The 23,147-nt window shown below is 68.3% G+C and carries 22 protein-coding genes; 14 read left to right on the forward strand and 8 right to left on the reverse strand.

The annotated features are described in order from the left end of the window. Positions 1 to 52: 52 nt before the first annotated feature. The gene (locus K7G82_RS07730) at positions 53 to 613 is read left to right on the forward strand and encodes a PadR family transcriptional regulator (protein WP_222989277.1); all 561 of its coding nucleotides are present in this window, start codon (positions 53 to 55) and stop codon (positions 611 to 613) included. After that, positions 610 to 936 (forward strand): DUF2218 domain-containing protein, encoded by a 327-nt coding sequence (locus tag K7G82_RS07735; protein WP_222989278.1) that lies wholly within the window; start codon positions 610 to 612, stop codon positions 934 to 936. Before K7G82_RS07730 ends, K7G82_RS07735 begins: the two co-directional genes overlap by 4 nt. A gap of 446 nt (positions 937 to 1,382) precedes the next feature. Here the strand turns inward: K7G82_RS07735 and K7G82_RS07740 are convergent, their stop codons facing one another. Both K7G82_RS07740 and K7G82_RS07745 read right to left on the reverse strand, forming a co-directional pair. Next, entirely contained in the window at positions 1,383 to 2,573 is a 1,191-nt protein-coding gene (locus tag K7G82_RS07740) for a glycosyltransferase family 4 protein (protein ID WP_222989279.1), read from the reverse strand. 48 nt (positions 2,574 to 2,621) lie between these two features. Then, complete coding sequence (locus K7G82_RS07745; RefSeq protein WP_222989280.1) at positions 2,622 to 3,443, reverse strand: LD-carboxypeptidase; 822 nt, start codon at positions 3,441 to 3,443, stop codon at positions 2,622 to 2,624. A 56-nt stretch (positions 3,444 to 3,499) separates the two neighbouring features. Between K7G82_RS07745 and K7G82_RS07750 the strand changes: the two genes are divergently transcribed. Both K7G82_RS07750 and K7G82_RS07755 read left to right on the forward strand, forming a co-directional pair. Continuing rightward, on the forward strand, positions 3,500 to 4,903 hold the full coding sequence (locus K7G82_RS07750) for a Mur ligase family protein (protein WP_222989281.1): 1,404 nt from the start codon (positions 3,500 to 3,502) through the stop codon (positions 4,901 to 4,903). Between the two features lie 4 nt (positions 4,904 to 4,907). After that, a complete protein-coding gene (locus K7G82_RS07755; RefSeq protein WP_222989282.1) occupies positions 4,908 to 5,135 on the forward strand; it encodes a DUF2188 domain-containing protein in 228 nt (75 codons plus the stop codon). A gap of 160 nt (positions 5,136 to 5,295) precedes the next feature. Here the strand turns inward: K7G82_RS07755 and K7G82_RS07760 are convergent, their stop codons facing one another. Together K7G82_RS07760 and K7G82_RS07765 are read right to left on the reverse strand one after the other, a co-directional pair. After that, a complete protein-coding gene (locus K7G82_RS07760) occupies positions 5,296 to 7,194 on the reverse strand; it encodes a M1 family metallopeptidase (RefSeq protein ID WP_222989283.1) in 1,899 nt (632 codons plus the stop codon). A gap of 250 nt (positions 7,195 to 7,444) precedes the next feature. Further along, the gene (locus K7G82_RS07765; RefSeq protein ID WP_222989284.1) at positions 7,445 to 8,161 is read right to left on the reverse strand and encodes a glutathione S-transferase family protein; all 717 of its coding nucleotides are present in this window, start codon (positions 8,159 to 8,161) and stop codon (positions 7,445 to 7,447) included. A 169-nt stretch (positions 8,162 to 8,330) separates the two neighbouring features. On the opposite strand from K7G82_RS07765, the gene K7G82_RS07770 reads away from it, so the two are divergent. The 6 genes from K7G82_RS07770 to K7G82_RS07795 all read left to right on the forward strand — a co-directional run bounded on the left by K7G82_RS07770 (position 8,331) and on the right by K7G82_RS07795 (position 13,755). Beyond that, on the forward strand, positions 8,331 to 8,705 hold the full coding sequence (locus K7G82_RS07770) for a c-type cytochrome (protein WP_222989285.1): 375 nt from the start codon (positions 8,331 to 8,333) through the stop codon (positions 8,703 to 8,705). 147 nt (positions 8,706 to 8,852) lie between these two features. Next, positions 8,853 to 9,410, forward strand: a complete 558-nt coding sequence (locus K7G82_RS07775) for an EF-hand domain-containing protein (RefSeq protein WP_222989286.1) — start codon at positions 8,853 to 8,855, stop codon at positions 9,408 to 9,410. 74 nt (positions 9,411 to 9,484) lie between these two features. Further along, a complete protein-coding gene (locus tag K7G82_RS07780) occupies positions 9,485 to 10,204 on the forward strand; it encodes a response regulator (protein WP_222989287.1) in 720 nt (239 codons plus the stop codon). Positions 10,205 to 10,206: 2 nt separating this feature from the next. Continuing rightward, the gene (locus K7G82_RS07785; protein WP_425517251.1) at positions 10,207 to 11,586 is read left to right on the forward strand and encodes a sensor histidine kinase; all 1,380 of its coding nucleotides are present in this window, start codon (positions 10,207 to 10,209) and stop codon (positions 11,584 to 11,586) included. A 133-nt stretch (positions 11,587 to 11,719) separates the two neighbouring features. Beyond that, positions 11,720 to 13,009, forward strand: a complete 1,290-nt coding sequence (locus tag K7G82_RS07790; RefSeq protein ID WP_246623375.1) for a methyltransferase family protein — start codon at positions 11,720 to 11,722, stop codon at positions 13,007 to 13,009. Beyond that, positions 13,006 to 13,755, forward strand: coding sequence for a lysozyme inhibitor LprI family protein (locus tag K7G82_RS07795; RefSeq protein WP_222989289.1), 750 nt, complete (start codon positions 13,006 to 13,008; stop codon positions 13,753 to 13,755). Before K7G82_RS07790 ends, K7G82_RS07795 begins: the two co-directional genes overlap by 4 nt. Positions 13,756 to 14,031: 276 nt before the next feature. On the opposite strand, the gene K7G82_RS07800 is transcribed toward K7G82_RS07795, so the two are convergent. The 3 genes from K7G82_RS07800 to K7G82_RS07810 form a co-directional block, all read right to left on the reverse strand. Further along, positions 14,032 to 16,656 (reverse strand): EAL domain-containing protein, encoded by a 2,625-nt coding sequence (locus tag K7G82_RS07800; RefSeq protein WP_246623376.1) that lies wholly within the window; start codon positions 16,654 to 16,656, stop codon positions 14,032 to 14,034. Positions 16,657 to 16,748: 92 nt separating this feature from the next. Further along, positions 16,749 to 18,122 (reverse strand): glutamate--cysteine ligase, encoded by a 1,374-nt coding sequence (locus K7G82_RS07805; protein WP_222989290.1) that lies wholly within the window; start codon positions 18,120 to 18,122, stop codon positions 16,749 to 16,751. Positions 18,123 to 18,247: 125 nt separating this feature from the next. Further along, complete coding sequence (locus tag K7G82_RS07810) at positions 18,248 to 18,994, reverse strand: 16S rRNA (uracil(1498)-N(3))-methyltransferase (protein ID WP_222989291.1); 747 nt, start codon at positions 18,992 to 18,994, stop codon at positions 18,248 to 18,250. Positions 18,995 to 19,036: 42 nt separating this feature from the next. On the opposite strand from K7G82_RS07810, the gene ubiA reads away from it, so the two are divergent. The 3 genes from ubiA (at position 19,037) to K7G82_RS07825 (ending at position 22,171) form a co-directional block, all read left to right on the forward strand. Beyond that, positions 19,037 to 19,951 carry a 4-hydroxybenzoate octaprenyltransferase gene (gene ubiA / locus K7G82_RS07815; protein ID WP_222989292.1) on the forward strand — a complete coding sequence of 305 codons (915 nt, stop codon included), beginning with the start codon at positions 19,037 to 19,039 and terminating at the stop codon, positions 19,949 to 19,951. A gap of 101 nt (positions 19,952 to 20,052) precedes the next feature. After that, positions 20,053 to 21,399: a TldD/PmbA family protein gene (locus K7G82_RS07820; protein ID WP_222989293.1), complete on the forward strand. Its 1,347-nt coding sequence runs from the start codon at positions 20,053 to 20,055 to the stop codon at positions 21,397 to 21,399. Further along, the gene (locus K7G82_RS07825; protein WP_222989294.1) at positions 21,392 to 22,171 is read left to right on the forward strand and encodes a 3'(2'),5'-bisphosphate nucleotidase CysQ; all 780 of its coding nucleotides are present in this window, start codon (positions 21,392 to 21,394) and stop codon (positions 22,169 to 22,171) included. Before K7G82_RS07820 ends, K7G82_RS07825 begins: the two co-directional genes overlap by 8 nt. 301 nt (positions 22,172 to 22,472) lie before the next feature. On the opposite strand, the gene K7G82_RS07830 is transcribed toward K7G82_RS07825, so the two are convergent. Next, positions 22,473 to 22,832 carry a glyoxalase superfamily protein gene (locus K7G82_RS07830; protein ID WP_222989295.1) on the reverse strand — a complete coding sequence of 120 codons (360 nt, stop codon included), beginning with the start codon at positions 22,830 to 22,832 and terminating at the stop codon, positions 22,473 to 22,475. A gap of 118 nt (positions 22,833 to 22,950) precedes the next feature. On the opposite strand from K7G82_RS07830, the gene K7G82_RS07835 reads away from it, so the two are divergent. Beyond that, entirely contained in the window at positions 22,951 to 23,106 is a 156-nt protein-coding gene (locus tag K7G82_RS07835) for a Flp family type IVb pilin (protein ID WP_222989296.1), read from the forward strand. Positions 23,107 to 23,147 lie beyond the last annotated feature (41 nt).

Raw genomic sequence — 23,147 nt, forward strand, 5'->3', positions numbered from 1 at the left:
TCGAATCAAGATATATCTTAAGCTATCACGTAACAGATAAGGAATGACGGAAATGCGTTTTGGAATGGGCTATGGCGCCTGGACGGGCGGCCATCATTCCCGCCGCGGCCATCACGGCATGGGCGAGGACGGCGAGGGCCGTCGCGGCCGGCGCCGCGTGTTCGACGGCGGCGAGCTGCGCCTGGTGCTGCTGCGGCTGATCGCCGACCAGCCGCGCCACGGCTATGACCTGATCCGCGCGATCGAGGAGCGGACGGGCGGCGCCTATGCGCCCAGCCCCGGCGTGATCTATCCCACGCTCACCCTGCTCGACGATATGGGGCTGATCGGCGAGCAACAGTCCGAAGGCGCCAAGAAGCTGTTCGCCGTCACCCCGGCGGGCGAGGCGCATCTGGCCGAGCGGACCGACGAGATCGACGGGCTGTTCGCCCGGCTCGACGCGCTGGGCGAGCATCGCGCCCGCACCGAGGGCGGATCGATCCGCCGCGCGATGGGCAATCTTCGCCAGGTGCTGGTCAACCGGATGAGCGAGGGCGATGTCGACGAGGACAGGCTGCACGCGATCGTCCAGGTGATCGACGAGGCGGCGCAGAAGATCGAGCGGCTGAAATGAGCGGCTTCGCGGCGACGGCCAGCGTGCCGACCCGATCGGGTAGCCGTTACCTCCAGCAATTGTGCAAGCATTGGCAGCATAATCTGGAGGTCGCCTTCACCCCCGAGCACGGCACCGTGGTGTTCCCCAGGGACGCGCGCGGCGCCGATCATCCCGGTGACGGGCTGGTGACGATGGATGCACGGGCGGAAACGCTCGAGGTGCGCATCGAAGCGACTTCCGCCGAGCAGCTCGACGGACTGAAAGGCGCGGTCGCCCGCCACCTCGACCGCTTCGCCTTTCGCGAGGCGCCGTTGGCGTTCGATTGGCAGGCGGTGGGGTGAACATACGCTATGTCATCCCCGCCCATGCGGGGATGGTGTCGGGACGGCGCCAAATGCGCACACCGTTCGGGCCGGGCTAACCCCGCGCGCTCGGATCGTGCCGGCGTGGCGCCAATTACCCACGCCGTTCGGGCCGGGCTAACCCCCGCGCACTCGGATCGTGCCGGCATGGCGCCAATTACCCACACCGTTCGGGCTGAGCCTGTCGAAGCCCTGTCCTTCTCCTTCCGGTGCAAAGGAAAGGCAGGGCTTCGACAGGCTCAGCCCGAACGGGTGTTGATAGGCGTGCGGGGGCTTGCTCGATCGTGGATGCCCGAACGGGTGTTGGTAGGGGCGCGGGCTTGCTCGGCTGCGGATGCCCGAACGGGTGTTGATAGGCGCGCGGGGGCTTGCTCGATCGCGGATGCCCGAACGGGGTGCTGGCATGAGCGCCAGCCCGGCCGATCTCAATCCGTGTAGGGCAGCGGGCTCTGGCGTGGCGCGCGGCTGCCGGCCTGGCGCTGGCGGATGATGCGCAGATAGCCGTCGACCAGTTCCTGGTTGACCGCGTCCCAGCCATAGCGGTCCGCCGCCTTGCGTCCCGCTTCACCCGCCGCCGCGCGGGCGTCGCCATTCTCGCAATAATGCTGGAGCGCGTCGGCGAAGCCGACGATCGCGCCGGGGCGGACGAGGCGTCCGCTCACGCCGTGCGCGACCAGGCTGTCGCTGCCCGTCGCCTTGGCGGCGACCACCGGCAGGCCGGAGGCCATGGCTTCGAGCGTGACGTTGCCGAACGTCTCGGTGACGGAGGGGTTGAACAGCATGTCCATCGAGGCGACCGCGCGGCCGAGATCGGGGCCGGCCTGGAAACCCGCGAACACCGCCTGGGGCAGCCGGTTGCGGAACCAGTCGCCCGCCGGCCCTTCGCCGACGATCAGCACGCGATGCTTCACGCCGCGCCGGACGAGCTGGTCGATCGCGTCCGAATAGACGTCCAGCCCCTTTTCCATCACCAGCCGGCCGACAAAGCCGATCGCCACCTCGTCATCGGCGATGCCCAGCCCGCGCCGCCATGCCAGGTCGCGCCGGTCGGGCCGGAAGATCTCCTGATCGATGCCGCGCGTCCAGATGCCGACATCATAGCTCATCCGCTGTTCGCGCAGGAGCTGCGCCATCGATTCGGAGGGCGCGAAGATCGCGTCGCAGCGCTGGTAGAAGCGCCGCATCGCCGCCAGCGCCAGCGGTTCCAGAAAGGCGAGGCCGTAATAGCGGAAATAGGTTTCGAAGCGGGTATGGACCGACGCGATCACCGGCTTGTCCCAGCGCCGGGCGAGGCTGACGGCGCGGTGGCCCAGGATTTCCGGGCTGGAGACATGGAAGATATTGGGCGCGAAACGCTTGATGTCGCGCTTGATGCTCGGCGGGATCATCACCGGCGCGCGATATTCGGCGCGGCCGGGAATGGCGATGGCGGGCACGCCCACCAGATCGCCCGTCGGCGGAAAGGCGGGTTCCTTCACCACCGGCGAATAGACGCGCACCGACGCCCCCTGGCGGAGGAGATAGCCCACGAGCCGGTTGAGCGCCTGGTTGGCGCCGTCGCGGACATAATTATAGTTACCGCTGAACAGCGCGATGCGGAGATCGGTGACGTCCATAAGCGGCCAGCCCCTAACGGTTCGTCGCAAGGAACGCCAGCGCGGCGATCATCCGAAGGGTACCACGCGGTTCGCGGCGTCATGCCCGATATCGGCGGCGCCGAGATGGCGGATTCCCGAGACGCGGCACCAGTGCGCCGCGATCTCATCCGCCTCATGGCCGAAGGCGCGGTCGTTGGGGGTGATGTCGCTGACCCGGCCGAAGCGGATGCCCGCCACCGCCTGGATGCCGGGATTGCTGGTGATGTGGCACAATGTCCGGTCGATCCGGTAATGATATTCGCCGACATCCTCCAGCAGCAGGACATGGCCTGACAGATTGGGCTGCAACGGCGTGCCGATCAGCATGCTCAGGATCGTCATGTTGAACGCTGCCGCCGGGCGCTCGCCGTCCAGTCCGGGTTCCAGCGACGCGGGGTCGCGTTCGACCAGCCATCGCAGCGCCCGGTCCACCGCCGCCTCGCCGCCGTCGCGGCGGATGTCGACGGGCATGGGGCCGTGCGCGACGGTGCCGATGCCCCGGCCGTAAAGCCCGCCGAGCAGGGTGCCCGCGTCGCTATAGCCGAGATAGGTTTTCCGCCGCGCCGCTGCCCCCAGCCGGGCGATCGCGCCCGCGGCGACGCGGCAGGCGCCATAGCCGCCGCGCGCGAACCAGATCGCGTCGAGCCCCGGATCGTTCGCCGCCTCGACAAGCGCGGCCTCGCGCACATGGTCCTCGCCCGCGAAATGGCCCGCGCTCAGAAAGCATTGCGGATGGAAGACCAGCTCCACCGCTTCGCCGTACAAGGCCCGCGCGCGCGCGGTGACGCCTTCGGCCACCGCGTCGTCGATCGGGCAGCTCGGCGCGACGACGCCGATCCTGGTTTTCATCGCCTTCATCCCCATGCGCTTGCCCAACCCAATAAAAGCGTCAATAGCGCGCGCCCATGACTCGGGCCAAAAGCTATTTCTTCTGCGGAATCGGGGGCAGCGGCATGTTGCCGCTCGCCTGCATCGTCAAGGCGCGCGGCGCCAGGGTGAAGGGATCCGATCGTTCGCTGGACCAGGGGCGCACCGCCGCCAAGTTCGATTTCCTGAAGGCGCAGGGCATCATGCTCTATCCGCAGGACGGCAGCGGCATCCGGAACGCGGAGCAGATCCTCGTCACCTCCGCCGCGGTGGAGGACGAGATCGCCGATGTGGTGAAGGCGCGCGCGATCGGCGCGCCCGAGATGCGCCGCGCGGACCTGCTCGCCGAATTGTTCAACGCCTCGCGCACCAGCATCGGCGTCGCGGGCACCAGCGGCAAATCCACCGTCACCGGCATGATCGGCTGGATATTGAGCGCCACCGGGCGCGCGCCGACGGTGATGAACGGCGCGGTGATGAAGAATTTCATCGGCCCGGAAACCCCCTTCGCCAGCGCGCTGATCGGCACGGGTGAGGCGTTCGTGAGCGAGGTGGACGAGAGCGACGGTTCGATCGCGCTCTACGATCCCGATATCGCGGTGCTCAACAATGTCTCGCTCGATCACAAGTCGATCGAGGAGCTGCGCACGCTGTTCGGCGGCTTCATCGGCCGCGCCGATTGCGCGGTGATCAACGCGGACAACGAGGAAGTGGCGAAGCTGGCGGCGATCCTGCCCGAAGGCGTGGCGCTGACCTATGGCATCGATCGCGGCAGCGCCTATCTGCGCGCCGAATCGCTGGTGGAGGCGCCCGACGGCGTCGCCTTCACCGTGGTCGAGCGATCCGATGGCGGGCGCGCCGATGTGCGGCTGCGCGTGCCGGGGCGCCACAATGTCTCCAACGCGCTGGCCGCGATCGGCGCGGCGCGCGCGTGCGGCGTGCCGCTGGCCGCCGCCGCCGAGGCGCTGGCCGGGTTCGAGGGGCTGCGCCGCCGGATGGAGGTGGTCGGCCATGCGGGCGGCGTGACCGTGATCGACGATTTCGCGCATAATCCGGACAAGATCGCGGCGACGCTCGCCACGCTCCATGCCTTTCCCGGCCGGCTGCTGGTGATGTTCCAGCCGCACGGCTTCGGCCCGCTGCGCACGATGCGCAACGAACTGGTTGCTGGTTTCGTCGATCAGCTTGGCGTGGACGATGTGCTGATCATGCCCGATCCCGTCTATTATGGCGGCACCACCGATCGCAGCGTGGGCGCGGCGGAGATCGTCGCCGGCGTCAGCGCGGGCGGGCGCCATGCCGAATATCTTCCCGATCGTGTTGCATGTGGCGAACGACTGACCATCTTGGCGAAACCGGGCGACCGGATCGTCGTGATGGGTGCCCGCGATGATACGCTGAGTCAGTTCGCGGCGGATCTGCTGGCCAGAATGGAAGGATAAGTTCATGCAGATGGCGCATTACACGGTGATCCGCGATGGCGCCGTCTGGCGGATCAATCTGGCCGGCAAGAATTACGGGCCCTATGCGACGCAATCCGCCGCGATCCGCGACGCGATCGACACCGCCGGAAAGGCCGTCACCACCGGCTATCAGGCGCGCGTGATGGTGCAGGAGGAAGACGGCAGCTTCCGCGAGGAATGGCGCTCCGCGCCGGCGGTGCCTTCGGTCTGACCCCGGGGGCGCGGGTTCGTTACCTTTCCTTCAAATGCCAACCCCGCGCGTCATCCCAGCGCAGGCTGGGATCTCCTACAGGATGAAGTGCAAACTGGTTGGCAGACCCCAGCCTGCGCTGGGGTGACGCGAGTGGGAGGGCTAGCTTCCCTCCTCCCCCTCAAATCCCCAGCGTCTTGTCCACCGTGCCGCGCGTGACCGAATGATAGCCCGGGCGTGCCTTCAGATAGATGGCGCGCGCGGCGGGGCCGCCCCATTCGGCCTGGGCGTTGAGCGCCTCGAACAGCGGGGCCACGAACTTGCGCCGTCCCATGGAGGTGAGGAAACGGTCCGCCGAGGCGAGCGCGGGATCGTAGCGGTTGCCGATCGCGAGCATCAGCCAGGCGAAGCGGATCTCGCTGTTGCCGCTGTCCGAAAGCCCCCAGGCGCTGTCGAGCGTGGCGAGCCTGTCGGCCGGCAGCGTGCGCGGCAGGCGGGCCAGGAAACGCTGGTAATGCTGGGTGGTCCAGCCCGTGCGGTCCACCGCCGCCGCGTTTCCGCTCGCCGCGAAGCTCGCCGCCGCGCGATCGACGGCGGCGAAGGCGGTTGAGCGGACATGGACGGCATCGTCGGGCAGGCCGGCCTGGTACACCCAGCGTTCGACGCCGATCTTCTCCTCCTCGCCATCCTTGAACAGATTGGCGCGCATGTCGCCGATCAGCCCGGCGCTGGTCTGCGGCTTGAAGGCCAGCCGGTCGAAATAGCTTTTCAGATAGGCGTCCCAGCGTTCGCGGCCCACCACATGCTCGATCGTGCGCAGGAACACCGCGCCCTTTTCATAGGCCACGTCGGTCATGCCGTCGTCGGGATCGCGCCCGGCAAGGTCCAGGTGCAGGCGGCTGTCGGGCGCGTCCTTGCCGCCCGCCTGCTTGAAGGCGGCCTCCATGTCGCCCCAGCCCAGATCGGCGAGCATCGCCGCGCGATCGGCGCCGTACATCGCCTCCATGATCCGGTTCTCGAAATAGACGGTGAAGCCTTCGTTGAGCCAGAAATCGTTCCAGGTGGCGTTGGTGACGAGATTGCCCGACCAGCTATGCGCCAGTTCGTGCGCGATCAGGCTGACGAGCGAGCGGTCGCCCGCGATCACCGTGGGCGTGACGAAGGTGAGCGTGGGGTTCTCCATGCCGCCGAACGGGAAGCTGGGCGGCAGTACGAGCAGGTCGTAGCGGCCCCAGCGATAGGGGCCGTACAGCCCCTCCGCCGCGCTCACCATCTTCTCCAGATCGGCGAATTCGCTGGCGCTGCGTTCGAGCATGGCGGGTTCGGTCCAGACGCCGGTGCGCGGGCCGATTTCCTTGAAGGCGAGATCGCCGACCGCGATCGCGATCAGATAGGGGGCGACCGGCTTGTCCATCTTGAAGCGGAAGGTGCGGCCGCCGTCGCTGTTCTCGCCCTCGGGCGTCAGCCGGTCGCCGCTCATCACCGCCACCAGCTCCTCCGGCACGGTGATGCTCGCGTCCCAGCTCTGGCGGATGCCGGGGCTGTCCTGCGTCGGGATCCAGCTCCGGTTGAGGATCGCTTCGCCCTGGCTGAACAGATAGGGGGATTTCTTGCCTGCCGTCTGGTCCGCCGAGAGCCATTGCAGCGCGGGCGCGCCGGGGGCGGAGGCATAGTGGATCACGATCTGCTTCGCGCCGCCAAGCTGCACGGTCAGCGGCTGGCCCAGGATCGCGTCCCCCTTGCCGAAGGCGAAGGGCAATTGCCGCCCCTCCGCGTCGGTGACCTGCTTGACCGCGAGGTTGCGGCTGTCGAGCACCACTTCCTTGGCGCCGTCGCGGGTCTGCAGGTCGAGCGTCGCGGTCCCCGCCATCACCTTCGCGTCGAAATCGGCGGTCAGGTCGAGCGAGACATGGGTGACGCGCGCTTCCTGCGGCCTGGCATAGCTGTGGACGTCCTTCGCCTCGTCGGTGGTGAGCACGGGGGCCACCTGCGGCGCGCCCTTGTTCTCGCTGGCGGTCTGCGGATCGCAGGCGGCGAGCGTGCAAAGCAGCAGGGCGGGAAGGAGGTTGCGAAGATGCATGAAGGCGCGGCCCATATTGTGAGCGCGCGAAGCTAGAACAGGAAAGCCGGGCAGGGAAGGCCGGATGGGGTGGGTGGGGTTAACGGTCTGGGGCGGGGTTCAACCAGCCCCCATCAACCCTGACACCCGCGTCACCCCAGCGAAAGCTGGGGTCCATGCCGAGTCCGGTTCGACGCACCGGCATCGTATGGATTCCGGCTTTCGCTGGAATGACGTGAGTGAATAAGGCTGGCGCAAATGCCGCCGCAGATCAGCGCCGCGCGGTCTGGCCGAAGAGGAGGGCGCGGGCTTTGCGGCCTTCCTCGGTATCGGCTTCCAGCGGCTTGCGCAGCTCCGCGCCGACCGCGCGGCCCCTGGCGAAGCCCTCGCGCGCGCCGCAGCGTTCGATCCAGGCCCTGGCGTTGGGGAAATCGTTGAGATCCTGGCCGACGCGATCGGCGAGCACCGCCCAGGGCCAGATCGCGAAATCGGCGATCGAGAGCGGGCCGGCGACGAAGTCGCGATCGGCCAGCCGGGTGTCGAGCACGCCGAACAGCCGGTTCATCTCGTTGGTGTAGCGATCCTGGCCATAGCGCAGCTTTTCGGGATCGGGCTCGATCGTCGGCGCATAGTGGCGGAAATGATTGGCCTGGCCTGCCATCGGGCCGACGCCGCCCATCTGCCACATCAGCCAGCTTTCCACCTCCGCCCGCTCGCGCATGTTGGCGCCGCCGAACAGGCCGGTCTTGCGCGCCAGATACAGCAGGATCGCGCCGGATTCGAAGATCGAGATCGGTTTGCCGTCCGGCCCGTCCGGATCGACGATCGCGGGCATGCGGTTATTGGGGCTGATCTTCAGGAATTCGGGGGCGAACTGCTCGCCCGTGCCGATGTTCACCGGATGGACGGCATAGGGCAGGCCCATTTCCTCCAGCGCGATGGTGATCTTGTGGCCATTGGGGGTCGGCCAGTAATGAAGTTCGATCATCGGGGTCTCCTTGCCCGTGCCCAGCGCGGCGGAGATGGGGGCGGCGGGGCGACGGGGCAAGCCGTCATCGGCGTTCGGGCGGTTGGCAAAGGACTTGCCGAGCGGCCACGCTGCATTCATGTCCACCGGCGCAGGGATGGAACAGGATTCGTTCGTGAGAGGGATGTTCATGAAGAAAGCGTTTGGTTTCACCGCCGGGCTGGGTCTGCTCGCGCTGGCGTCGATCCCGGCGACGGCCTCCGCCGCGCCCGGACAGAAGCCGCCGGCATTCGCGATGTGCGCGGTCTGCCACAAGGTGAATGCGGGCGAGAAATCGGCGATGGGCCCCAATTTGTGGGGTGTCGGCGGCCGCAAGGCGGCGGTTTCCACCTTCGCCTATTCGCCCGCGCTGAAGCAGTCGAACATCACCTGGACGCGTGACAAGCTGATCGCGTTCGTCACCGATCCGCGCAAGACCGTGCCGGGCACCAAGATGGTCTATGCCGGGCAGAAGGATCCCAAGGTCGCCGCGCAGATCGCCGATTATCTGCTGTCGCTGAAATAAGGCCCGTCCGCTCCCGGATCGCGGATCCGGGGTGCGACAAATTGCGACAAATTTCCGCCGGTCCGCGATAATTTGAGGACATGTCTGCCCGATAAGCCGTCTCATCGGCGGCTATTCAGGCAGGCCGTGTCATCGAAGGACCACAGGATGAAGAAAGTGATCGCTGTCTCCGCCCTTGGCGCGCTCGCGCTGGCAGGCGGAATCGCCATGGCGCAGACCGGCGAGACGCGTGCCCCCGGCGCGCCGACGACTCGCGCCGACGCCACCGCGCGCGCCGATGCGCGTTTCGACCGGCTGGATGCCGACAAGGACGGCAAGCTGACCCCGGAAGACCGCGCGCTGCGCGGCAAGGAACGCGCGGACCGCATGTTCGCCGCGCTCGATGCCGACAAGAACGGCCAGGTGAGCCGCGCCGAGTTCGACGCCGCCCGCGAGAAGCGGATGGAGCGCCGCAAGGACCGTGCCGAGGCCCGGGGTGAGCGCGGCAGGCACGGCATGGGTCGCATGGCGCATCGTGGTTTCGGCCGTGACGGCATGCGCGGCAAGCTGGACGCCAATGGCGACGGCACCGTCACCCGCGCCGAATTCCAGGCGCCCGCGCTGGCGATGTTCGATCGTGTCGACGCCAACAAGGACGGCACGATCACGCTGGAGGAACGCCAGGCGGTGCGCGCGGCATGGCGTGCGAAACGATCGGGAAGCTGATCCTTTCCGCGTGATCCGGGCGGGCGTGCGCCGTTGCGCATCGCCCGCCCCTCCGGCATGAACGAAGGCAGGCCATGAGCGACCGTCCCCACCTCCTCCTCGTCGACGACGAGCGTTCGATCCGCGAACCGCTCGCCGCCTATCTCCAGAAGAACGGCTTCCGCGTGACGGCGGTGGGCGACGCCGCCACCGCGCGCTTGCGGCTGGCGGGCTATGCGATCGACCTGGTCGTGCTCGACATCATGATGCCGGGCGAGGACGGGCTGAGCCTGTGCCGCCATATCCGCGAAAGCGGGGAGATCCCTGTGATCCTGCTGACCGCGCGCAGCGAGGAGACCGACCGCATCGTCGGGCTGGAAATGGGCGCCGACGATTATGTGCTCAAGCCCTTTTCCCCGCGCGAGCTGATCGCGCGGATCAAGGTGATCCTGCGCCGCGCGGGCAATGGCGGCGCCCGCCTCCGCGCCCCCGAAAGCGAAAGCTACGCCTTTGCCGGCTGGGTGCTGAAGGCGGGCGAACGGACGCTGGTGGACAGCGACGGCGTCTCCGTGCCGCTGTCCACGGGCGAGTATAATCTGCTGCTGGCGCTGGTCAGCCGGCCCAACCAGGTGCTGAGCCGCGACCAGTTGCTCGACATCACCCAGGGGCGTGAGGCAAATCCGTTCGATCGCGCGATCGACAACCAGATCAGCCGCCTGCGCCGCAAGGTGGAGCCCGATCATCGCAATCCAAACCTGATCAAGACCGTCTGGGGCGGCGGATATACCCTCGCTGCCGATGTGACGCGGATGTGATGGTGAAGCTGCTTGAAAGATTGTGGCCGAAGAACATGTCCGGCCAGATCGCGCTGTTGGTCGGCATCGCGCTGCTCGTCGCGCAGGGGATCAATTTCGGCCTGCTGGTGCGCGCGCGCGACCGGCAGGAACTCATCCAGGTGGCGGCCCCCGCGATCGCCCGGCTGGCCGATGCGATCGAGCGCGATGCCGCGGGAACGCCGATGATCCGCGAGCGCGGCCCCTGGCTGCTGCGCCGCGGCGTCGTCGTCGAGGGCAAGAGCCGCGTGACCGGAGACATGCCTCGGCGCGAGGATATCGCGGAACGCGCGCGCGTGGCGCTGCACGACCTGCGCGTGCCGGTGCTGCGGGTGGAGGCGGCGCAGGCCGCCGGATCGGCGGTGCGGCTGCCCGGCCATGACCGCATCGCGCAGCTTCGCGACACGATCGATCCGGAGCGGCGCAACAACCGCCCCTATCTGATCGTCGCGGCGGAGGTGAGCCCCGGCCGCTGGGTGAACCTGATCACGCGGCTGCCGTCGCGCGATCCGCGCTTCCTGGGCTGGCTGTTCCTCCAGACCATGATCCTCTATTTCGTCGTGCTCGCCGCCGTGCTGTGGAGCGTGCGCCGCGTCGCCCGCCCGCTGCGCGAGCTGACCGGCGCGGTCGAGGGATTCCGCAGCGCCGAAAGCAGCACCCTGGTGCCCGAAAGCGGCCCATCCGACGTGCGCCGGCTCGTGGCCGCCTATAACGGCATGCGCACCCGCATCGCCGGGCTGCTCGACGAGAAGGACCGGATGCTGGGCGCGATCGGCCACGATCTGCGCACGCCGCTCGCCTCGCTGCGCGTGCGCGCGGAGGGCATGGAGGATGAGGCCGAGCGCGACCGCATGGCCGCGACCATCGAGGAGATGAACCGCACGCTCGACGACATATTGTCGCTGGCGCGGCTTGGGCGGCCGAGCGAGCCGGAAACGCGCGTCGATCTGTCCGCGCTGCTCGATCAGGTGGTCGACGACTTCCAGGCGCTGGGCAACACCGTGTCGCTGGCGGACATGCCGCGCACCACCGTGACGATCCGGCCGACGCTGATCACCCGCGCCGTGCGCAACCTGGTCGACAATGCCGTCAAATATGGCGGCAGCGCCGAAGTGAGCGTGGCCAAGGCGGAGAAGGGCGTGGCGGTCCTGATCGACGACAATGGGCCGGGCATTCCCGAGGACAAGATCGAGGCGATGTTCGAACCCTTCGCCCGGCTGGAGCAGTCGCGCAGCCGCGAAACCGGCGGCACCGGGCTGGGGCTGGCGCTGGCCAAGGCGATCGCGCTCCAGCATGGCGGGCGGCTGACGCTGGCCAACCGCCCCGAAGGCGGGCTGCGCGCGACGCTGTGGCTGCCGGGCTGAACACCGGCCTGAACACTGGCTTGAGCATGGGACCGGACACTGGCCGCGAAGCCCCGGCGGAGGCTGCTGGCGATGCGACGAACTGGGGCCGCCTTATGAAAGATTTTACCACTTTTCCTTAGGGATCGACGGCATGAACGCGCATGCCATGATCGTCGCGGATGCCGCGCCGGATGTCCGCCCACGCTCGGCGGTGAGCACCGGGGTGGGGCTGGCGGGCCTTGCCGGCCTGTTCGGCTGGATCCTGATCGCTCGGCATTACGGCATGGACGGGCCGCTGTCCGCGCTGACCGGCGTGATCTGCTGCGGCGTGCCGATGGTGCTGTGGTCGCTGCTGGTGGACAAGGTCCATCGCAATCCGTCCACGGGGATCGACTGGTCCGCGCCGCCGCGCCCGATCCGCGAGACGATCGACATCAGTCTGGTCAAGATCGCGGGCCTGTGGGCGACCTGGGGCGCGATCGCCGTCTTCTACTGTGTCGGCCGCTGGTATTGGAGCGGCAGCTACCTGTTCGCGATGGAGGTGCTCGTCACCCTCGCGCCGATCCTCGCCGTCACCTCCGTCCCCTATGTGATCTGGATCGACCGGCGGCTGGCAGAGCCGCGCGACGGCGCCCATGCCTTCGGCCAGTTCCTGATCGGGCATGGCGTGACCGACCGCACCGTCCTGTACGATCATTTCCGCGCCTGGGCGGTGAAGGGCTTCTTCTCCGCCTTCATGATCTCGATCGTGCCCGGCGCGTTCGGCGATCTGGTGCGCGAGCCGCTGGCGGCGATGGTCGCGAGCCCGGTGATGCTGGCCGGCTGGCTGATCACCGCGATGTTCGTGGTCGATATCGCCTTCGCCACCGTCGGCTACGTGCTGACGATGAAGCCGCTCGATTCGCACATCCGTTCGGCCAACCCCTATGCGGCGGGCTGGATGGCGGCGCTGATCTGTTATCCGCCCTTCATCATGATGGGCGACGGCGGCCCGCTGGACTATCATGTCGGCACCGCGGAATGGTCCGACTGGCTGGCCGCCTATCCGGGCGTCATCGCGGTCTATGGCGCGGTGCTGGTGGGGCTGACCGCCATCTATGCCTGGGCGACGGTGGCGTTCGGGCTGCGCTTCTCCAACCTCACCCATCGCGGCGTGCTCACCCATGGCCCCTATGCCTGGACCAAGCACCCCGCCTATCTGGCGAAGAACAGCTTCTGGTGGCTTTCCACCCTGCCGTTCCTGGCGACCACCGGCAGCCCGATCGACGCGGTGCGCAACACGCTGCTGATGGCGGCGGTGAGCGGCGTCTATTACTGGCGCGCGCGCACCGAGGAGAAGCATCTCGGCGCCGATGCCGCCTATCGCGCCTATGCCGAATGGATGGACCGCAACGCGCCGATTCCGCGCCTGATCAGGGGCATCACGGGGCGCGGGCGGTGAGTGCGCTCGCCTGTGAACGCTGCAAGCTGACCTTCGAGAGTGAGGAAGGCAAGATCCTGCTTGCGCGCTGCCGGGACGCCGAATGTCCGATGAAGAAGCGCGGACGCGGCTATGTCGTGCCGTTGCTGATCGCCGTGGGCATGACGGTATTGACGATCGCGGGTGCGGCGGCCGGCATTTCATGGCTCGCGCGCGAACCGACCGGGAATGAGGAAGCCGCGGTACGCCGCGCCGAAGCGGAGGCCGCCCGCAAGCAAGCGGATCAGATGGCCGCTCGTCGCGCCGCGACGCTGGCGCAGCCCGCGCCTGATGGCGGCACCGGCATACCGGCGTCCAGGGTGGAACCTGTGCGGCCCGCAGGAGCGTCCGCATCCGTCGCGACGTCGGCGGCCGGCTCCGCATCGATGCCGGCATCGGCCTCCGCATCGGGCCCGGTCGCTGCCGGCGGACCGCCGCCGCCACCCAATCCCGCGGCGGTGGCGCGCGTCACGAGCTTCTCATGCGACGGCAAGTTGAGCGCGGGCCGGGCGCTGGTCTGTTCCGATGTCGGTCTCGCGATCTCCGACTATAATCTGTCGCTGCTCTACAATGCGGTGCTTGCCGCACGCGGTGGCGCCGCGCTGCGGCGGTCGCAGGCCGAATGGAAGGCCGAGCTCGACCGGATCGGCAACGACCGGCAACGCGTGGCCGATCACTATCGCCGTCGTTTCGACGCATTGTCGCGGATACAGGCCGGGCTCGACTGACGGTTCCGGTTCGATCGACGCGCTTCATGAGCGTCGTTGCGCGGCGTGTGGCGACGGAGCGATCCGATGCTGGGCGCACGCCGGATTACCGGGCTTCATCCGCAATGACGGGAAAATGGAGGCGGGCAATCGCTGCCGGCTTGGAGTTGCCAGCCGGCGAAGCCCGATATCCGGCTGGAGCGGGCGGTGCAAATTACGAAGCGCGCAGCCCGCTCCGGATGTTTGTGATCGCATCGTTTTTGCGGAAAACCGGTTCCCAGTTTTCCGCACGATGCTCTAGCGCGCCGCCGCCCGTTTCGCCGGCGGCCTTTGCGCGGTCAGCGCGTCGATATCGATCAGCCGGTCGAACGCCACGCCGATCCGCTGGCCCTGCGCCCAGCGCACCGTCGCCGCCAGTTTCGCGCCTTCGCCAAGGTCGATCGCGACGACGCTGTCCACCGGCATCGGCCGGTCCACGTCGATCTGCGCGCCCGATGTGGAGATGTTGCGGATGCGGCCGGGCACGGCGCGCGCTTCGTGATGGAGGATGGCGGAACGCAGCATGCGCACACGCGGCGCGCGGCTGCGCTCATAGCCCTGCGGCGTCACCACGCCGGTGGGGCAGTTCAGCTTTTCGGCGGCCTCGCGCGCTGACATCGGCCGGCCGAAGATATAGCCCTGGATATGCGAGCAGCCGAGCGTGCGGATCAGCTCCAGCTCGTCCCTGGTTTCCGCGCCCTCGGCCGTGGTGTCCATGCCCAGCCCTTCGGCGAGCGAGACGATCGCGCCGATGATCGCGGCGTTGCGGTTGCCCGGCACCGCCGCCCCCGCGACGAAGGACCGGTCGATCTTGATCTTGTCGAACGGCGCCTTGCGCAGATAGCTGAGCGAGGAATAGCCGGTGCCGAAATCGTCGAGCGCCAGCCGCACGCCCAGCGCCTTCAGCCCGGCGAACATCGCGTCGGTATCCAGCCCGTCGTTCAGGAAGACGCTTTCGGTGATCTCCAGCTCAAGCTGGGCGGGATCGAGCTGCGAGGCGGCGAGCGCGCTCATCACCACGCCGGGAAAGGCGGGGTTGGCGAACTGGACGGACGAGACGTTGACCGCGACGCGCACATGCGCGGGCCATTGCGCCGCCTCCATGCAGGCGGTGCGCAGCACCCATTCGCCGATCGCCTGGATCAGCCCGATCTCCTCCGCGATCGGCACGAACAGCTCGGGCGAGATCGGCCCGCGCGTGGGATGGTTCCAGCGCAGCAGCGCCTCGAACCCGACGATCGTTTCCGCCGACGCGCATACGACCGGCTGATAAGCGAGGTGAAGCGCGTCGGTGGCCAGCGCATGGCGCAGATCGGTTTCGATCATGCGGCGTTCCTGCGCGTTGGCGTGCATCGATTGTTCGTAGAAGCGCAGCGCGCCGCGCCCGGACGCCTTGGCGGCATAGAGCGCGAGATCGGCGTTGCGCATCAGCGCGTCCGCCGTGGCGCCGTCCTGCGGGCCGATCGCGATGCCGATCGATGCGCCGATCGAGATATGCGATCCTTCGACCATATAGGGTTCGGAAAGCCGGCGGATGACGTCGGCGGCCAGCGCCTCGATCGCCGAATGCGCGGGCGCCACGGGCAGCACCACGGTGAATTCGTCGCCGCCCAGCCGGCCGACGCGGCCGACATCGCCCACCGCCATTTCCAGCCGCTTCGCCACCAGCTTCAGCAGCGCATCGCCCACCGGATGGCCCAGCGTGTCGTTGACGCCCTTGAACCGGTCGAGATCGAGCAGCATCAGCGCGCAGGGTGCCGGGTTGATCCGGGCATTGCCGAGCGACTGTTCCAGGGTCTGGAACATCAGCGCGCGATTGGGCAGGCCGGTCAGCGAATCGAAGCGCGCCAGGCGGCTGATCTCCGCTTCGGACTTGCGTTCCTCGGTATAATCGGTGCCGCTGCCGCGAAAACCGCGAAACTGGCCGAGCGTATCGATCACCGGCCGTCCCGTCACCGACATCCAGCGCCCTTCGCCGGGTACCGCCGCGCGCACCGGCAGGTCGGAAAAGCCCAGCCGGCTGCTCAGATAGAAACCGATCGTGCGCTCGACATGGGGAGAGGCCAGATCCTCGTCGCCGCCGTTCACGATCAGGCTCGCCATCGGCTGGCCGAGCAGGTCCGCCGGCTGCCTGCCGAAATATTCGGCGAGCCGGGGCGAGGCGTAGGTGAGCTGGCCGTGGCGATCGGTTTCCCAGAACCAGATGCGGCCATTCTCCTCGAACATGGCGATCAGAGCGTTCGCCTTCGACGCGTCGTTGCGCGCGCGCGCCGTCTTGCTGATCTCCGCCTGATCGGCGCGCACGAACGACAGCAGCACCGGCGCGATGATGCTGGCGAGCAGCGTGACGACGGGCAGATAGGCGGCGTCGCCGCTCGTCATCAGGATCGCGCCGATCATGCCGGCGACGCTGGCGATGACGAGCACGGGCAGCGAGGCGAAGGCGACGATCGTCGCCAGCGCCGCGCCGGCGGTGACGCCGATCAGCGCCTGGCCGAGATGCGATCCGTCCTTCAGGTCGAGCGTAAGCGCCGCGCCGAGCGCGATGCCGACCAGCGCCGCGAACAGGGTGAGTATGCGCACGCGGCGCGACGGCGCCAGCCGCTTGCCGGGGCCGGAATTGACGATGGCGAAGGCGGCGGGGGTGAGCAGGATCGGTGCGGCGGCGAGCAGCATGTGATCGACCGGTGCGCCATGGCCGAACACCATGCGCAGCGCGATCTGGAGCGCGCCGGTGGCGAGATAGATCGTGGCGAGCGCGGGGAACAAGCCGACGGTGCGGCGGATGCCCGCGCGGATCTGCGCGGCCGCGCCTTCGTCGCCTTCCTTCAGGCCCATGACCGCGAGCATCGGCGTGGGCGCGTCCGTCTCGTCGCGACCCAAAGCCTTCCTTACGCGATTCGTTATTGTCATTTGGCCCCACCCGATATGGGCAGCTAGCGGCCAAGCGGTTTAGTCTTTGTTAAGCGCGCGGATCAGAAGCTCATTTCGTCGTAAATCTTCGAAATATCGCCGCCCCAGGCGCCGTGATAGCGGTTGAGCAGGGCCTGGGCGGGCACGATGCGCGACGCCGCGATCTCGCGCAGCGGATCGATGAAGCCGCTTTCATTGTCGCCCGAACTGTTGAGCCGCGCGCGGGCGGTGAGGCCGCTGCTGGCGATCTCGACGATCTCCGGCGCGATATCGCCCAGCGTGCGGCCGCCCGCGATCGGCGCGTCGAGGCCGAGCCGGGGCACCGCGTTGCGAAGCGCCTCGCGTTCCTCCATCGTCCAGTGCTTCACGACGTCCCAGGCCGCGTCGAGCGCGGTGCCGTCGTACAGCAGCCCCACCCACAAAGCGGGCAGCGCGCAGATGCGGTTCCATGGGCCGCCATCGGCACCGCGCATCTCCAGGAAGCTTTTCATCCGCACTTCGGGGAAGGCCGTGGAAAGATGATCCGCCCAGTCCGATTCGGTCGGTTTCTCGCCGGGCAGCGCGGGCAGGCGGCCGTCGAGGAAATCGCGGAAGCTCTGGCCCGCCGCGTCGATATATTTGCCGTCGCGATAGACGAAGTACATCGGCACATCGAGCGCGTAATCGGCATAGCGTTCGTAGCCGAAGCCGTCCTCGAACACGAAGGGCAGCATGCCCGTGCGGTGGGGATCGGTGTCCGACCAGATATGGCTGCGATAGGAGAGGAAGCCGTTGGGCTTGCCCTCCGTGAAGGGCGAATTGGCGAACAGCGCGGTGGCCAGCGGTTGGAGCGCCAGGCCGACGCGGAACTTCTTCGCCATGTCCGCTTCGGACGCATAGTCGAGATTGACCTGGATCGTGCAGGTCCTCAGCATCATGTCCAGCCCGAGCGAGCCGACGCGCGGCATGTGGCGCAGCATGATCTCGTACCGGCCCTTGGGCATGATCGGCAGTTCGTCGCGGCGCTTGTCGGGCCAGAAGCCCATGCCGAGGATGCCGACGCCAAGCTGCGCGCCGACTTCCTTCACCTGATTGAGGTGGCGGCCGGTTTCGGCGCAGGTCTGGTGCAGATTCTCGAGCGGCGCGCCGGACAGTTCGAGCTGGCCCGCCGGTTCCAGGCTGACATTCCCGTCCGGCCCCGCCAGCGCGATGACATTGTCGCCCTCGCGGATCGGTTCCCAGCCGAATCTGGTCAGCGCGTCGAGCAGCGCGCGGATGCCGTCGGGATCGGCATAGCCGGGCGCGCGGTGATCGGCGTTGCGATAGACGAATTTCTCGTGCTCGGTGCCGATGCGCCAGCGTTCCGCCGGTTTTTCGCCCTTGGCGAACGCGGAAATGAGCTGGGACCGGCTTTCGATGACCGGATCGTTGCCTTTTGAAACCGTCTTCGTGCTCATGGCGCGGCTCTAGCGGGCGGACGAGGCTTTTGAAAGCGTCGTTTCATGCGCGCGGCGCATGACGGATTGTTCGTTTGGGAAATGTGCGGAAGAGCACATTTCCAGGGCCGCATCAGCCCACTCCCTCAGCTCCAGTCCCCGGCGGCGGCCATCCACAGGCTGATCGCGGCGGCGGCGGCGGTTTCGGCGCGCAGGATGCGCGGCCCCAGCGATATGCCCACCGCCTGCGGCAGCGCGCGGATGGCGTCGCGTTCCTGGGGATCGAATCCGCCCTCCGGCCCGATCAGGATCGCCGCCGGCCCCCGATTCGCGCGCATCGCCTCCATGGCGGGGGCGCCGCCGGTCTCGTCGGCGAAGAACAGGTGGCGCTCCGCCGGCCAGTCGCGCAGCAGCGCCGCCAGCTTCACCGGTTCGGCGAGCGCGGGCAGCGCGGTGCGCCCGCATTGCTCCGCCGCCTCGATCATGTGGGTGCGCAGCCTTTCGCCGTTGAGCCGGTCGATCACGGTGCGGCGCGTCAGCACCGGCACCAGCCGGTCGACGCCCAGTTCGCACGCCTTTTCAGCCACCCAGTCGATCCGCCCCTTCTTGATCGGCGCGGCGCACAGCCACAGATCGGGCACCGCTTCGCGCGCGCGCAGCAATTCGGTGGCGCTGAGCGTCAGGTCCCGCCGGCCGATCGCGACGGCCTCCGCGCGCCATTCGCCCGTCCGGTCGTCGAACAGGCGCACGGCGCCGCCGGGTTTCAGCCGCATCACCGCGATCAGATAATGCGCCTGTCCGCCATCGATGCGGATCTCGTCGCCCTTGGCGATCTCGGTATCGATGAACAGGCGGGGGGTGCTGTCGGGCGGCCAGGCGGGGGTTGCGGTCATGCCGCTATGTACCGCGCCGCGCGGCCGGGTACATAGGGGGAGATGAGCGCCGAGTCAGAGATCGTCCCCGACACCCAATATGGCGCGCTGATGCGCGCGCTGCCCGCGAAACTGCGCGCCTTCGCGCTGCTCGCCCGGTTCGACCGGCCGATCGGCTGGTGGCTGCTGTTCTGGCCCTGCGCCTGGGGCGTCGCGCTGGCGGGCGGGCTGCGCGATCAGTGGAGCCTGGTGTTCTGGCTGCTGCTGGGCGCCGTCGCCATGCGCGGGGCGGGCTGCGTCTATAACGATATCGTCGATCGCGACCTCGATCGCAGCGTCGCGCGCACGCGCAGCCGCCCGCTCGCCAGCGGCGCGGTGTCGCTGAAGGCGGCCTGGGGCTGGCTGTTGCTGTTGTGCCTGATCGGGCTGGCGGTGCTGTTGCGGCTCGATCGCGTCGCGCAGGTGATCGCGCTCGCCAGCCTCGCGCCGGTCGCCGCCTATCCCTTCATGAAGCGCATCACTTGGTGGCCGCAGGCCTGGCTGGGCCTGGTCTTCTCCTGGGGCGCGCTGGTCGGCTGGGCGGCGGTGCGCGGCGCTGTCGAGCCGCCGATGCTGCTGCTCTATGCCGGATCGATCTGCTGGGTGATCGGCTATGACACGCTCTACGCGCTTCAGGATCGCGAGGATGACGCGCTGATCGGCATCCGTTCCTCCGCGCGGCGGATGGGCAGCCATGTGCGCGGCGGCGTGCTCGGCTTCTATGTCGCGGCGATCGCGCTTTGGGCGGCGGCGACCTGGCTGGTGCGGCCGGACTGGATCGCGCTGGCGGCGCTGCTGCCGGTGGCGGCGCATCTGCTGTGGCAGGTGGCCGCGCTCGATCCCGATGACGGGCTGGACGGGCTGATCAAGTTCCGCGCGAACCGGTTCGCGGGTTTCCTGATGTTCCTCGCCTGCGCCGCGATCGGCACCGCCGGTTGATCGGGGCTGGCAACCGCGCGCACTACGGATTTCCCCGTTTGTCGTGGTTCCCGGGCCGGCAGGTGTTGCCACCTGCCTTGGAACCACTCTAGGTGCGAGAAATGCTCAGCGTATCCCAAGCCGAATCCCATGCCGCCGATCTGGTGGCGCTCGCCCGCAAGGCCGGCGCCGACGCCGCCGATGCCCTGTATGTGGGCGGCGCCTCCACCCAGGTGCAGATGCGGCTGGGCGCGCTTGAGGATGTCGAACGCTCCGAGGGGGAGGAGATCGGCCTGCGCGCCTTTGTCGGCCGCCGTTCGGCCAGCGCCTCCACATCCGATCTGACGCCGCAATCCTTCGCCGCGCTGGTCGAGCGTGTCGTCGCGATGGCGCGCGAGGCGCCGGAGGATCCCTGGGCCGGGCTCGCGCCCGAGGACCGGCTGATGCGCGGCGAGCCCCCCGTGCTCGACATCGACGATGGCGGCGCCGCCGAACCCGCCGGGCTCAAGGTGCGCGCGCTGGAGGCGGAAGACGCGGCGCGCGCGGTGGCGGGCGTCACCAACAGCGAGGGCGCGGGCGCCAGCGCGGGCCGTTCGATCGCGGCGCTCGCCACCTCGGCGGGCTTCGCGCGCGGCTATGCCGGCAGCAGCCACGGCGTTTCGGCGAGCGTGCTGGCGGGCACGGGCGCGGGCATGCAGCGCGATTACGCGCATCATTCGGCGCGCCATATCGGCGATCTCGACGATGCCGCCGCGATCGGCCGCCAGGCGGGCGAGCGCGCGGTGGCGCGGCTCGATCCTGCGCGCCCGCGCAGCGGCGCGATGCCCGTCGTCTATGATCCGCGCGTGTCGGCGGGGCTGCTCGGCCCGCTGATGGGCGCGATCAACGGCGCCGCGATCGCGCGCAAGACCAGCTTCCTGCTCGACGCGCTGGGCCAGCCGGTGTTCGCGCCGGGCGTGCGCGTGGTCGACGATCCGCTGCGCGCGCGCGGCCTGCGCTCGCGCCCGTTCGACGGAGAAGGACTGGCGACCGGCGAAACCGTGATCATCGACGATGGCGTGCTGACCGGCTGGCTGATGACCGCCGCCGCCGCGCGCCAGCTCGGCCTTGCGCCCACCGGCCATGCGGTGCGCGGCGTGGGCGGCCCGCCGGGGGCGAGCAGCACCAATCTCCACATGGCGGCGGGCGCCGTCAGCCCCGCGGACCTGATCGCCGACATCGCCTATGGCGTTTATGTGAACGAGCTGATCGGCATGGGTGTGAACGGCGTGACCGGCGATTACAGCCGCGGCGCTTCCGGCTTCCTGATCGAGAATGGCCGGATCACCCGCCCGATCGCGGAGATGACGGTGGCGGGCAATCTGAAGGACATGTTCCGCCAGCTCGTGCCCGCCGACGATCTGGAATTCCGCTACGCGGTCAACGCCCCGACGCTGCGCATCGAGGGCATGACGGTGGCCGGTGCCTGAAACGCTGATCGATCGGGTCGCGGAGATCGCGGCGGAGGCCGGGGCGATGGCGCTCTCGCGGTGCGAAAGCGACTATAAACGCTGGGAAAAGGCGCCGGGCAATCCGGTGTGCGAGATCGACCATGCCGTGAACGACATGCTGCGCGAGCGGCTGTACGCGCTCGATCCCGAAGCGGGCTGGCTGTCCGAGGAGACGGTGGACAGCGCCGAACGGCTGCTGGTGCCGCGCGTGTGGGTGGTCGATCCGATCGACGGCACGCGCGACTATATGCGCGGCCGCCCCGGCTGGGCGGTGAGCGTGGCGCTGATCGAGGGCGGCGTGCCCGTGCTGGGCGTGCTCGACGCGCCGGCGCGCGGCGAGCAATGGCGCGCGGTGGCCGGGCGCGGCGCGTGGCGCAACGGCGTGCCGCTGAGCGCCAGCACGCGCACCGCCTTTCCCGGCGCGCGCGTGCCGACCGACGCGCTGCCCAAGGTGGACAGCGATCTGACCGCGGTGTTCAAGCCCAATTCGATCGCGCTGCGCATCGCGATGGTCGCCGCCGACGAGGCCGATCTGCTCGCCACGCTGCGCTGGGGCAATGAATGGGACATCGCCGCCGCCGTGCTGATCGCGCGCGAGGCGGGCGCGTGCGTGACCGACGCGTTCGGCGGCGCGCTGCGCTTCAACAGCACCAGGGGCGAAGCCTTCGGCGTGATCGCCAGCGCCCCCGGCATCCACGCCGCCGCGGTGGAGCGGCTGCGCGACCGCGCGGAAAAGGGGATCGTGCGTTAGGGGGGCGCTGGGGGGATCGTGCTGCTCGGGACGAAGTCGGCCGTAGGCCAACCCCACACGTCATCCCAGCGCAGGCTGGGATCTGCCGCAGGAAATAGCGCGAACTGGTTGGGAGACCCCAGCCTGCGCTGGGGTGACGCGTTGGATAGAGCTGGGATGCGCAAGAGTCGACTTCCCCCGAATGGCATGAACCTCCGCTCTAGAGTCGGTCCAGTTCAGATTGAATCGGATCGACTCTGAATGTCCTTTATTTATCGTGCCTTATGGGCCGACAGGTGATTCCGCCTGCCTCGAAATCATCCTAACGGCTCCCGTCGAAGCGGAGCATGTTGCCGAAGGGATCGGTGATCGTCGCTTCGTCCCCGTCGGCGCCCGGCCGGGCGAAGCGGGCGCGTTTGTCGGCGAGCTCGCGGAAGAAGGCGCGGGGGTTCGCGGTCCGGATCCAGACCACGGTGCCGGGCGTGCCGTCTCCATAATGTTCGCTCAGATGCAGTTTCAGCCCCGATCGCGAGACCTGTGCGTAAAGCGGCAGATCGGGCGCGAAGCGATGTTCCCAGTCGAGCGTGAAACCCAGGAAATCGACGTAGAATTCCATCGCCTTCGCGATGTCGTAGATGCGCAGCACCGGAATGCCCGGCTCGAAGGTGATCGCGTCCGTCATCCTGCCCTCCTGACCGGCGATCCGGTCCATTCCGGATCTATCTCCGCCGCTGTCTTAACCTCTCCGAAACCGCCGCGCGCCACTTCGGTGCCGCTGGCCGGGAGGAACCATAATCAACATGCTGCGGAAATTGTTCAGCGAAAAGTGCGGCGCGACCGCGATCGAATATGCGCTGATCGCCTCGTTGATCTCGCTCGCCTGCACCATCGCCTTCGTGAATCTCGGCCTGTCGCTCAACGACGTATTCGGCACGCTCATCAATGCGATGAGCTAGAGCATTTTCAAGTTGACCTTTTACGGTCAACGGCTCGGAAA

Origin of the sequence: Sphingomonas colocasiae, from assembly GCF_019880585.1 — a bacterium.
GTDB lineage: Bacteria > Pseudomonadota > Alphaproteobacteria > Sphingomonadales > Sphingomonadaceae > Sphingobium_A > Sphingobium_A colocasiae.